This window comes from Paenibacillus sp. FSL H8-0079, from assembly GCF_037991315.1.
Classification (GTDB): Bacteria; Bacillota; Bacilli; order Paenibacillales; family Paenibacillaceae; genus Paenibacillus.
Genome location: NZ_CP150300.1, coordinates 6,671,422 through 6,684,597 on the forward strand (window position 1 = coordinate 6,671,422; position 13,176 = coordinate 6,684,597).

Genomic DNA, 13,176 nt, shown 5'->3' on the forward strand with positions numbered 1-13,176 from the left:
GTCCTCACATAGTTTCTCTTTTCCAGACGACGAAAGTGTCCTGTAATAAGTGCAGCAGCACAACCCGAATGCCCGGATCAAGGATTTGAGACAGACCTTCAGTCAAACTGAAGATATCATTTGGGAAACGGAAACCACCGCCACTAGATACATATTGTCGGAGCACTTCTGGTAGCGCTCTCATGACCGTTGCCAAGAGGCCGCTCTTAATGTTTGGTATCCAGGTTGGAGAAGGGGTGAGTCAGAAAGTCGATAGCTGACAGCAACTTTCAAGTTACAGATAGTAAGTATTCAAAAAAATATACGACTAACCCCTAGAATTTTCAAGGAATTAGTCGTAGTTAATAATTCATTTCTACATGTCTTAATTTGATTAAGGCGTTTTTAATTGTTTGGAGTAACATTATGATTGCCCCACTTACTAATAAACACAATGATATTAGGATACAGAGAATCACAACTAACAGAGAAACGGATTGAATAAAACTTAGAATATCAGTCAACCTTATTAAAGGAGTGTTTAATAGAATAGTAACTTCTGCATTTGTAGGAAAAAATATAATAGCAATGATGTTTAAAATAAAATAAATTAGTGTGTATATAAATGCACCAATCATCCCATAGCGCATAAACTTATCATAATTTATGCTTGAAAAAACATGCTACTCCCTAATATTATTAATAAACCCCCGATTAGCATACAAAAAGATTGCCATTGATCCTCAAGCACCAGACGATTAGTCATAATAATAAGAAGCGGCATAACCATACTTAATGATAAAAAAAGTTTTAGCTTCGTGTTTTCTTGTAAATAAATAATACGGTGCATAAAAGAATTGTTATTACTATCCCCAGTCCCACTGCTAGAGGAGCGACTTGGATTCCTTTTCTGTCCAGATGCCTTGCGTAAAAAACTCCAAAAACCGTTAGTATTGGTATAAACATCGATAGAATCAGTATTATCGCATTTTTGTTCATCTTTATTTTCCTCCTTATTATTACCACATATATCACAAGAATCATTTCTATAAATAATTTGAGTTTTCCATCTCGAAAACTCCGAATCATAAAATGCCATTGATCCCGCTGATGTTACTGGTCCCCAATCAATAAGAATTTTCAAACATTCTAAAGCTTTTTACGAAGCTATTATTCCAGTTAATGGGGCAATAGTGCCTCCTTTACCTGCTCTTCTCTTAAAAGGAATTTCAGTGGAGTTACAAGCAGCGCATGGGGTTTTTATTAGGTATGTAGGTTGGGCCGTATACTCCTATATAGTCAATAAATCCGCCACTTATATAAGGTATTTTTTTATCCACACACACCTTATTAACCCATGAATAAGATTCAACTGGGGTATCTATTGCTTTTACAACGATATCACATTCTTGAATAACCTCATCTACATCATCAATGTATTTATTTTCATGTTTATAGTATTAACTCAACTTTCGCACCTGAGATATTGACTTAAACCTTTGCGGGCGTAAGAGAATTCAAATGAATCTCCTTCTATTGACAAAAAAACACCTCGCTTGTTTGGTAATATGGAAGTGTCGAGCAACCATACCAACAAGAAAGGTGTGTAACTTATGTTACAACAACATTCCCTATCTGAACAGTCCCGTTTCTCCAAACTTTTTGCGACGCTTCGCATTGGGAAATCTCTACGAAACGCTGGTATTTCTAAATCTTTTGGTCTTTCCAGTTTAGCCATTTTTCGAATCGTGTTTTCGTTGGTTTTGAAGGAAAGAATTGGTTTCGCATTCTGGAAAGTGACCGCGGAGCTGACCTGCCAGGAAAAGATGTTGTCTATCGATTCTTAAATCAATCTTCTTTTGCCTGGCGGCGATTTTTGCAGACGTTAAGTCTTCAGATTGTTCGCTATTTTGAATCGCTCATTTCCTCCCAACGCGTGCGTGTATTTATCGTTGACGATTCGGTACTTAGCCGAAACCGGAGTAAAAAAGTAGAGCTGCTCGCACGTGTGTTTGACCACTCTACAGGCAAATTCACGAAGGGATATACCATGCTCACGCTTGGCTGGTCTGACGGTTTTAGCTTTGCTCCGCTAGATTTTGTCATGCTGTCCTCAGCCAAAATAGCGAATCGTCTATGCGAAATGGCTTCCCACCTTTCCAGACGTAGCCACGGGTACAAACGCCGAATAGAGGCTTTTTCCCGCAAGCCAGATGCGGTTGTGAGCTTGCTGGACCAAGCTTTGCATGCAGGATTCACAGCTGACTATGTGCTGATGGATAGCTGGTTTACGCAAGCGCCACTGCTTCGGGAGCTCACGGACAGAGGTCTTCCTGTCATTGGAATGATCAAGGAATTAAAGCAGCGATATGTCTTACAAGGAAAGCAAATGACCCTACGTGAAGTGTTTCAAACCCTGCCCAAATCGGATTCGAAAGAAGTCAAAGGTGCCGTAATTGTACACACTGCATGCGGTCTGCAAGTGAAGCTTGTTTTTGTCCGCAATCGGAATAAAAAGCGGGAATGGCTCGCCATTTTAAGTAAGGATATGACGTTGGATTCAGTAGAAGTCGTACGAATCTACGGCATGCGTTGGAGTATTGAAACCTTTTTTAAAGTTACCAAAAGCTACTAGAAATTGGGAACCGAATTTCAAGGTCGTTCCTTTGACCAATTGATTAGCCATACAACGATTGTATTCAGTCGTTATTTAGCCATGGAATACGAACGGCGTAAATCCAGTGATGATCGGACTCTCGGTGGACTCTTCTTCCTTTTTGCTGATGAAGTTCGAGATCTGGACTTTCAAACCGCGCTTCAACAACTGATGACTTTATTTCTTGAAATGGCAGAGGCAAAAACGAAAAAGAAAAAAACATCTGTTTTTTGTCAACTACACGACTGGATCGCTGGTTTACCCAACTATATCAAGGGTTTGTTTGGAGATTTGAGCTGCGAAAGTTGAGTTAGTTACAAAAGGTACACTGTTCTCTTCATTTTCACACGCTATCGCATCAGTTTGTAGATGTACTTTCCACATGATGGCTTTTCTCTTTTTGGCGCAGACGTCCTGTTATAAGCGCAGCCACCAGCGTAAGCACACTGAATACGACCGCAGACCAGAATAGACCATTGTAACCCTGACCTGTCGTTTGATGCACTGCCTGGAGCAACACATCACGGATACCTTCATCAGGAATTTGGGACAGGCCCTCTGTCAGACTGGAGACATCACTTCCCGATGCTCCACCCGAGGCATATTGCTCAAGCATCTCCGGCGGCACCTGAATTCCTTTATCAGCGAACCCTGTCTGAATGTTGGAGCCCAGATTAATAAAAGAACGTGCCAGGAATCCGGCGAAAATCGTAGGCGCAATAGCCATAGCCATCTGGCGAAATAACGAACTGGTCGCTACCGCGATGCCTTTGTTGTTCTCCCCCGCCTGTTCCGTGACAAGTACGTTAACTGGCGCACCGAGCATCATGCCGAAGCCGATACCTACGAGCGTACTCGCGATGACAAATTGCCAGATATGCTCTACCCATAGCGGGAACAGCAGGAATCCAATGGCGGATAGTAGCCCCGCAACCGATAACGTCCAGATTGGCCCTTTGCGGTCAACGAGGTATCCACCTCCGCCTGCCCCAATGCCGGATGCCAGCGCGAGCGGAGTAAACCAGTACCCGGAGGCCGTATTGGATACGCCAAGATATTGCTCAACAAATCCGGGAATAAAGATCACTGAGGCCAGAATGGCTCCAGAGAAAAAGGCAATCAGCAACGTCCACCGAAAGGAAGCGATGCCTAGAAGCTGTGTCGATACAACAGGTTCACGTTCAGATCCTTCCAGTCTTTTTTCCATGAAGTAAAAGAGCACCAGAATGATCACACCTGCCAAGAAGAAACCGTAGAACATCGGTGATCCCAGGCTTTGAAGCATGTTCACACCGTCCAGATTGCTGAAGCTATACATTAAACTGAGTACACCCAACGTTAGAACAGCAATGCCGCTCCAGTCCACTGCTGCACGATTCAGTTCCTGCTCTTCCTGAATAAATCGAATACCTGCTATGAATAGCAGAATGGCGATAGGCACGTTAATCAGGAATAACCAATGCCAGTTGCCAGTCAGATCCAGTATAAAAGCACCGACATTGGGTCCCAAGATAGCGGCAACACCATTCATCCCTCCAAGCAGACCCAAGGCTGTACCTTGTCGCTCCGCCGGGAACTTGCTTAATACGTATGAGCTGGCAATGATAAAAATCCCACCACCGCCCAAAGCTTGAATGACGCGAGCGATCAGGAAGAAGGTAAACGATGTGCTTAGCGCGACCAGCAGCGAACCAATTCCGAACAACGCCACTTCAATCAAAAATAGTTTCTTGCGACCATAACGGTCCGACAGCTTGCCCGCAATAGGAACACTCACCGCAAGTCCAAGCGTGTAGAGCGTAATCGTCCACGCTCCCCACGTTGGTGACACACCAAACGATGCATTTAAGGTGGTCAGTGACGAGGTGATGATCCCATTATCCAGCGCAGCCATAAATACCCCTATGGCAAACAGGATCAGCGGCCATTTCATTTGTTTTTGCATCACATGTTACCTCCCGATCAGATCTTAAATTCAGTATCGTACAGTTGGTTTGGTACATATATATTAAACCGAATTGAATAATAATGACTCACTGGTCATTTTAAAACAAAAGAAATCCATATGTCAATTTAATAATATGGTTATCTGACTCATTTTACCTCTGATCCAATAAAATAAAGCTGCCCACAGATTCGGTTGAACCTGCGGGACAGCCCTCATATCTAACGAACTATGGCTGCATCAGATGACGATTCAGGAATTTCTCAATCGCACGGTACAGATCAAGCTGATTCTCCACGTTTGCGAAGCCATGACCTTCATTGGTCTTTAACATATATGGCACATCGACTCCACGCTTGCGTAATGCTTCAACGATCTGGTCTGACTCGGCTTGTTTGACACGTGGATCATTAGCGCCCTGAACCACAAATAATGGAGCCTTCATCTGATCGATGTGGAAGAGTGGTGAAATGGCTGTTAACAGTTCCTTGTCCTTCTCAGGATCTCCTACACGTTCATAGAACATGCTGCGCTCCGATTCCCAGTAAGGTGGCAGTGAATCCAGAAGCGTGAAAATGTTGGAAGGTCCGACATAGCTAATACCAGCAGCATAGACGTCCGGTGTGAATGCTAGTCCTGCCAGAGCCGCGTATCCGCCGTAAGATCCACCATAGATCGCTACGCGCTTCGGATCAACCGTTCCCTCTGCAACCAGCCAGTTCACGCCGTCTGTGAGATCATTCTGCATGGCTTTACCCCACTCTTTATTACCTGCATCCAAGAATTCCTTACCGTACCCCGTAGAGCCACGGAAGTTCACCTGTAGAACGGCATAGCCGCGACTTGCCAGGAATTGAATCTCAGGATTGAAGCCCCATGAATCACGAGCCCAAGGACCACCATGTGGAACAACAACCAGTGGCAAGTCGGAAGCCTTCGCTCCTTGAGGCAGTGTCAGATAACCATGAAGGGTTAGACCGTCACGTGACTTATACGTAATGGGCTTCATGTCCGACATTTGGCTCTCATCAATCCAAGGTGCAGCGTCAGCCAGCTTATCGAGTTTGCCTGTTTTGGAATCATAGAAATAATACGTACCCATCGTTTTGTCGTTATAGGCTACAAACAGTACCTGGCCTTCCTCGCTTGCATTGCTAATGCTAACTTCCTTGCCTGGTACTTTCGCTTTGATATCCTGCATTAACGTTTTGAACTCTTGATCAAAGAATTCATAGTTCACTTTGTCTGTCTCATACACAGCAGCGAGAATGGTTCCCTTTTCTTTGGAAGGGATGAAGCTGCTTACATCCACATCTTTATTTTCATAAACGGTTTTGGTTACCTTCTTGCTGCTTGGACTGTACTCTACAATTGCCGTTTTATCTCGCTCCAAGTTGGATACAGCATAAATGTTTTTATTATCGTACGTGAACATGACTGGAGCAAAAGTCTCTCCCAGCTTCGTAGTCAGTAGCGGCTCAAACGGCTGATTCTCTGATTCACGATACAGTAACGAAGACACATTTCCATCGCTGGATACAGCCACACGAATTTTACCTTCGTGATCCGTCAGCCAGCCCGTAATATTGCCTGGATTCTCTGCCGCAAGCACAGCCTCTCCTGTCTTGATATTAATACGGTATACGTCGAAGATGCGTGGATCACGCTTGTTCATACCTACCAGAATCTCATCCGGGATATTCTCAAGCGGATCTACCAGGATGGCTCTTGTGTTAGGATACGGCGTCAGATCCTTGCTGTTTTTACCATCGATATCCGTAACATACAAGTGATAATTCTCATCCCCTGCCTTATCTTGCACGTAGAGCAGCTTGTCATTGGTTGCCCATGCAAATCCTGCGATGTTACGTTCTGTTTCGCTCGTAATGCGTACAGGCTTATCCTGACCGTTTGCGGTAACTACGATATTCATGCGATTGTTCCATGGCTCCAGGTAAGCGAGATGATTACCATCCGGCGACATCTGGAACCCTGCCTGAGCCGGCTGTTTGAAGAAGTCCTCCAGCGGTGTAAGTCCCTCTGACTTCACATCGAGTCCGAGCGCAAGATACAGCGCATCTGCGAATTCGCCATGAGTCACCGATTGTTTGGCGTTAAATGCGCTACCTTCGATAATAAAATGCTGCTTAACCCGTGCGGCGTCATTCGCATGCACAGCTGGAATCTGATCGGAATCGCTGTATACTACCTGGATTCCGTTATCCTTCAGTTCGAATGCACGCGTGAACAACGATGCCATTTGTGCACGTGTAAGTGGTGCATCCGGTGCATAGCCTTTGGCCTTCCCTTGAATGAGCCCACCTTGCTTCAGAGCGTAGATGGCAGGCGCAGCTTCATTCTCCGGCAATACATCTGCGAAACCTGTAAGTGATGCAGGCTCATCCAGTTTAAGTACACGTTGCAGAATGACTGCCGCTTCGGCACGAGTGATCGGAGTCGTTAATTCTGTGATTTCATCTATGTATCCCAGTTGCTGTAGTGTCTGCGTAGCCTTGGATGCGATGGCTTCCGAGACTGCCGCTGTTGGTTTTACGGCTTCTGCCGCCTGTACAGCTGGTTGAATCAGTGCAATGGACATGGCCATGGTAAGCGTGAGAGCGTATACCTTTTTGCTAATCGCGTTCAAACGATTTCCCCCTTTAAAGTGAATTACATAATAATATGGAATTATACGTAAGTCATTTTACCATGATTAACCACGAGATAACAGCGAGAAGAGTCTCCTTGATGATATCCATGTTCGCACATTATTTTGAACCCGAAAATCCATAGTTGAACAACTTACGTGTCTCCACAAAACGCCCTTCACGAGTATCTGTTCCAAATACAACGGAGATCAGTCTTTTGCCATCACGTTCAGCTGTCCCAACAAAATGATATCCGGAATCCTCATCATACCCGGTCTTCAATCCGTCATTCCCATCGTAAGCATACGGCCCACCAATGGAGGACAACATCCAGTTCGTGTTACTCATGTACATTCCTTTTTGATGCATCGATACTTGCATTTGACTGGAGACTCTTAAGATCTCGGGATGGTTATTCAACAGATGTCGCGCAAGCTTGCACGCATCTATAGCCGTCATTAAGGTCTGCCCTTGTATTTCCGTCGGTCGGTTAGGACCAAGCAGCTTTTCACTGAGACCCGTAGAATTTGTGAATTGTGTATCCTCAGACAGTCCAATCTGAGTTGCTTTTTGGTTCATTTGTTGCACAAACTTATGCTCTGTACCACTGATATGTTCAGCCAGAGCAACCGCTGCATCATTTGCTGAATAGACAGCTACAATCTGGAATAAATCCTTTACTGTTAATTGCTCACCCTGTTTCAGGGTCAGTTGACTGCCCCCAACCGAACTGGCGTACAGACTCACATTCACAAGATCATCCCAGCTTATATCTCCATTAATCACAGCTTCCATCACAAGCAGTTCTGTCATCAACTTACTGACGCCTGCCGGAGCAATCTCTTCTGAGCCGTTAAAATCCATTAAGATCTGTTCAGAGTTCATATCCATCAATACAGCAGATTCAGCTTTAATTCCCGGTTTGCCTACCAGCATGTCCGGTTTCACACCCAAATATATAATGAGCAGCAGAGCCAGCAGCATACCTGCCCGTTTCCACCATTTTTTCATAAGATAATCACCTCTTACCTATATAGACGAAGTGAAGAGGCATTTTGTCTGCACTTTTTTGAAAAAAAGTTAAATTTTTTTTATTTTTTGGTTACAAAAAAAACATGAACCCCATACACCCATGCCAGAGTGTACAGAATCCATGTTTTGAAAGACACTTTTGTTCATTCTCCCAAGAGAATTCTTCATGATAATCTAGCAACCGACTTCTTAAAGGACCCCAATCCTTACAGTTGCTAATTTAAGAATGTATTACTCAGCTACAACTGCTTTGTCTGCATTGACTTGCAGGTCGCTTAGATAAACGCCTGTTCCATCTCCGATTGCATAGTTCAGCACACGTTTGTTAACCGGTGCTACAACTGCACGATACAGTGTTGGGAATACAGGAACTTCATCTACCATGTATTGCTGCCATTGATTGTAGATCTCTTTACGCTTGTCTACATCGAACGCTTCAGCAGATACACCTTGTGCCAGCAATTTGTCGTTTTCTTCGCTAGAGAATCTAGAGAAGTTATACAGTGCATCACGGCCGTACAGACCAGATGGATCTACATCAATACCAACGCCCCATGCTGCTTGATACACATCAACGTTCGGATCATCTTTACCTGAGTTACCTACACGGTCATAGAAGCTGTTGAACTCAACCATTTCCAGGTTTACTTTCAAACCAATAGCAGCCCATGATTGAACATAATATTGAGCCAGTGGTTGTGCAATATCTCCACCCGTCATAGATACAAAGTTGATTTCGAGTGGTGTTCCATCCGGATTGGTACGGAATTCACCATCCAGTTTGTAACCAGCTTCTTCAAGCAATGCTTTCGCTGCTTCTGGATCATACGTTACACCCGGATTGTTGGAATCATGGAACTCTGGGTGAGACGGCGGAATCAGAGTTGTAGCATTCCAACGCAAACCGTTGTAGAAACGTTTACCTACTTGATCGTTATCTACAGCCATCCACATTGCTTTACGCAGGTTTTTGTCACCCATTTTTGCTTCAGCATTACTTTCAACTTTTCCGTTTTCTTCATCCCACGTACCCAGTTTGAAACCGATGTACGTATAAGCACGATCGATTGCGCCCAGGAATTCTACGTTGGACAGGTTAGCATTGTCTTTGTATTGATCTGTCGGGAATGCATCTACAAGGTCTACCCCGCCAGATTTCAGTTCTTGAACAACCGTTGTCGGGTTGATAACTTTCAGAGTCACTTTGTCCAGTTTTGGAGCTCCACGCCAGTAGTCTTCGTTCTTAACATAAGTTACAGACTCACCCGGAGTGATGACATCCACTTTAAATGGACCAAAACCAATTGGTTTTTCACGTACTTCTTTGGAAGAAGACATTTTCGCTACATCCATATCTCCGAAGATATGTTTAGCAAGTGGATACGTCCATACGCCACCTGTCAGCAGGGACGGAGTGGATTCTTTATACGTAATGCTGATTTGTTTGTCGCTCAGCACTTCAATACCCGAGATTGTTTTTGCTGTTCCCGCATGGAATTCTTCCATACCTACTATGCTAGTAAAGTTGGAGTCATAACGTGGACCATCATACGCTTTGTTACCAATAACCTCATAAGCAAATTGCAGATCTTCAGCCGTTACCGGCTTGCCATCATGCCAGTTTACATTGTCACGAATGGTCAGTGTAAATGTTTTTCCATCTTCAGACGTCTCATATGTTGCTGCACCATCATTGGTGTACACATAGTCTTTGTCCCATGTAAGTAATGGCTCATCGAACCATTGCAGTACCTGAACATCCGGGTTACCGGAATAGAAGTTGTAGTTCAGTGTACCTTCAAAAGCAGTATCCGATACAAGTCCGAATGTAATCGATCCACCTTCGATCGCAGTACCTTCATTCGTTTTGACATTGTTGAAGTCTTCAATGGAGTAAACGCCCTCTTCATTAGCAGGTTTTTCCTCTGTTTTTCCCTCTTCTGTGTTTGTAGTTGGAGCTGGAGTAGCTGCTTCTTTCTCCGAGCATGCTGCGAGCACCAATACAAAGACCAGCATCATCGTGAAAAATAGTCCCCGTGAAAATAATCCCTTTTTCATGAACCTTTCCTCCCTTTTTTTAACCTCTTCTTTGTCTTGCATCAGTCGCACGCTTTAGGGCTTGACCGACATTATTTATACTCAACATCAATACCAGGATCAGCACCGATGCGGGTAGCCATATCCACCATCTGGATTCCAGGGTTTGCGGATTACGTGCATAACTTACGAGTGTTCCAAGACTGGGTGTGCTTTCGGGAAAACCAAACCCGAGGAAAGATAACCCTGATTCGAGGCCAATGTTGGCAGCGAGATTCAATGTCATCGTTACGATGATAATGGAGCTCAGATTCGGAAGAACCTGTGAGAGCATAATCTTCAGATGAGAAGAGCCCAATGTTTTTGAAGCTTTTACATAGTCCAGCTCCCGTTCCTGTAATGCTTTGGAGCGGATTAGTCTGGCAATACCCATCCAGAGAAATGCCGTCATGATTAGAGAGAACGAGATGATATTGTATTTCGGTACTGCTGTAACAAACGCAATAACAATCATCAGCATTGGAAGGATCATGAAGAAGTCAACAACACGCATAAACAGGTTGTCAATCATTCCACCGAAATAACCGGATAAAAGGCCAATTAAGATACCTATGAAGCCAGTCATTAACGTTACGATAATTCCAATGCTCAGCGAGTTACGTGTACCGATGACCAGTTGGCCGAATACATCACGACCTCCATAGTCTGTTCCAAGCCAATATTTCGCGGATGGCGGTTCATATAAGGCAAACAGATCCACGCGTACGATATCATCCTGATTCAGAATGAGAGACGTGCCATATACCAGCAACATGACCAAGCCCAAGAAAATGAGCGAGATTAGTGCCACCTTATCTCTGACAAGCTCCCTCCATAAAATATTTAAGCTAGAGGGGCTTTTATCAACCTTTTGTGAAGTTACAACTACCTCGTTGGCCTTGCTCATCTTGTTTTCACCCCGAAATCTTCAAGTTCTTACTTGATCCGTATACGTGGATCTACAATTCCTAGAATTATGTCAGACAGCAATGCCCCGAGAATGGAGGCTACGCCATATAACAATACGAGTGCAGTCACAACGCTGAAGTCACGCAATGAGATGGAACTCAGGAACAACTGCCCCATACCTGGATAACTGAATATGCTTTCGATAAATACCGTACCTCCGATAAGTCCTGTGATCTCATATCCGAAGAATGCAGCGATAGGTAATAGCGAGTTCCTCAAGATATGTCTGTTGTAGATCCGGGATTCCGAGGCACCTTTGGCTCTCGCAGTAATAACGAATTCCTTATGCTTGATATCAATGATCTCACTACGCAAATATTGAACGGTAGATACCGTTGTAATCAGTGCCATGGATAGTGCTGGTAATAACAGATGGTAGAACTTGCTCATGACGTAGCTGAATGTGCCTGGTGTAAGTCCAGGTGCAACACTTCCTCCTGTCGGGAACCAGCCGAAGTGGAATCCGAAGATCCATACCATCACCAGTGCGAAGATAAACAACGGTGCAGCAAAGCCCAGGTAGGTGTAACCCGTGATCAACCGGTCAGACCAGGTATCGTTGTAACGACCACTGATGATACCCAGTGGAATCGCGATCAGGTAAGTCAGCACAAGTGTCGCCAGTGCAAGCCAGAATGTGTTTGCTACACGCTGACCAATCAGGTCAGTAACCGGCATTTTGAAGCGGAAGGATTGTCCAAAATCACCTTGTACGGCGTTTTTGATCCAGTCCCAATATTGCACGTACCAGGGATTATTCAATCCCAATCTCTCTCGCTGGGCTTCCAATGCTTTGGGATCAACGCTTGGATCAAGCAATCCGGTTAACGCGTCGCCCGGCATGGCCTTGGCCATCAGAAAGACCAAAAGACTTAGTAAAAAAATCTGAGGGATCATTATGATAATTCTGCGTACTATCGTTTTCCACATATGGCCTTCAACCTTTCTGAGGTAGAGCTACTCGGTGAGTATCGGAAATGGATTTGAGCGAGTATGCAAGCCCTTCCTCATCAAAGAAATTTCGGTATGAATGTTCATACTCCGTTTTGACCTGTTGACGGAAGGCTACCATTTCCTCTCGTTTGGTTGGGTCCATATCCGGAATGGCTGCAATAAGACGTTTGGTGTAGATGTGCTGCGGATTCTCAAAAATATCATTCGTTGTTCCCTGTTCCACATATCGACCTTTATACATAATCCCAATCTCATCACACATATGGCGGATGATGCCGAGATCATGACTGATGAACAGGTACGTCAGATTCAGTTCTTTTTGAATTTCCTGCATAAAATTGAGTACTTGGGCCTGTACCGATACATCCAGTGCAGATACAGGTTCATCAGCAATGATCAGCTTCGGTTTTAGTGCAATAGCACGTGCAATGCCGATCCGTTGACGCTGCCCGCCTGAGAATTCATGGGGATATTTGTAGATTGATTCCGGACTCAGACCAACCTTTTCAAGTAATTCTCTTACTTGTCTTTTCTCCTCGGTAGCTGTCAGACGCTCATAGTTACGAAACGGCTCAGCGATGATATCGATAACCCGCTTCTTGGGATTCAGTGATGAATATGGATCTTGAAAGATCATTTGTACATCCCGTTGAAGCTGCCTGTTCTTCCGTCGCTCGGTAGCCAGATTCTTACCGTTAAACAGGATCTTTCCATCAGTGACATGATTCAGCCCAATAATGGCTCTTCCTGTGGTTGTCTTGCCTGAACCGGATTCACCAACCAAACCGTAGGTCTGTCCTTGTTCAATGGAGAAGCTAACACCATCAACAGCCTTTACACTGCCAATTTCCCGTTTGAGCAATCCACCGCGAATCGGAAAATGTATCTTGAGTCCTTCTACTTCGAGTAATGCCATT

The 13,176-nt window shown here is 44.4% G+C and carries 9 protein-coding genes and 1 pseudogene; 1 reads left to right on the forward strand and 9 read right to left on the reverse strand.

The window, feature by feature from the left end; all coding sequences use genetic code 11:
• Window positions 1-4: 4 nt before the first annotated feature.
• Window positions 5-196 (reverse strand): hypothetical protein, encoded by a 192-nt coding sequence (locus tag MHI06_RS29635; protein ID WP_340400026.1) that lies wholly within the window; start codon window positions 194-196, stop codon window positions 5-7.
• Window positions 197-643: 447 nt separating this feature from the next.
• Window positions 644-1,078 carry a hypothetical protein gene (locus MHI06_RS29640; protein ID WP_340400027.1) on the reverse strand — a complete coding sequence of 145 codons (435 nt, stop codon included), beginning with the start codon at window positions 1,076-1,078 and terminating at the stop codon, window positions 644-646.
• Window positions 1,079-1,592: 514 nt separating this feature from the next.
• Here MHI06_RS29640 and MHI06_RS29645 point away from each other — a divergent pair.
• Window positions 1,593-2,944, forward strand: a pseudogene (locus MHI06_RS29645) (transposase).
• Window positions 2,945-2,993: 49 nt separating this feature from the next.
• On the opposite strand, the gene MHI06_RS29650 reads toward MHI06_RS29645, so the two are convergent.
• The 7 genes from MHI06_RS29650 to MHI06_RS29680 form a co-directional block, all read right to left on the reverse strand.
• Window positions 2,994-4,580, reverse strand: coding sequence for an MFS transporter (locus MHI06_RS29650; protein ID WP_340400028.1), 1,587 nt, complete (start codon window positions 4,578-4,580; stop codon window positions 2,994-2,996).
• Between the two features lie 229 nt (window positions 4,581-4,809).
• The gene (locus MHI06_RS29655) at window positions 4,810-7,227 is read right to left on the reverse strand and encodes an alpha/beta fold hydrolase (protein WP_340400029.1); all 2,418 of its coding nucleotides are present in this window, start codon (window positions 7,225-7,227) and stop codon (window positions 4,810-4,812) included.
• Window positions 7,228-7,348: 121 nt separating this feature from the next.
• A complete protein-coding gene (locus MHI06_RS29660; protein ID WP_340400030.1) occupies window positions 7,349-8,239 on the reverse strand; it encodes a D-alanyl-D-alanine carboxypeptidase family protein in 891 nt (296 codons plus the stop codon).
• A 252-nt stretch (window positions 8,240-8,491) separates the two neighbouring features.
• A complete protein-coding gene (locus tag MHI06_RS29665; RefSeq protein WP_340400031.1) occupies window positions 8,492-10,318 on the reverse strand; it encodes an oligopeptide ABC transporter substrate-binding protein in 1,827 nt (608 codons plus the stop codon).
• Between the two features lie 19 nt (window positions 10,319-10,337).
• Complete coding sequence (locus MHI06_RS29670) at window positions 10,338-11,243, reverse strand: ABC transporter permease (protein WP_169482675.1); 906 nt, start codon at window positions 11,241-11,243, stop codon at window positions 10,338-10,340.
• Between the two features lie 29 nt (window positions 11,244-11,272).
• The gene (gene opp4B / locus MHI06_RS29675) at window positions 11,273-12,235 is read right to left on the reverse strand and encodes an oligopeptide ABC transporter permease (RefSeq protein ID WP_169482677.1); all 963 of its coding nucleotides are present in this window, start codon (window positions 12,233-12,235) and stop codon (window positions 11,273-11,275) included.
• A 7-nt stretch (window positions 12,236-12,242) separates the two neighbouring features.
• Entirely contained in the window at window positions 12,243-13,175 is a 933-nt protein-coding gene (locus tag MHI06_RS29680; protein WP_211175779.1) for an ATP-binding cassette domain-containing protein, read from the reverse strand.
• Window position 13,176: the final 1 nt, after the last annotated feature.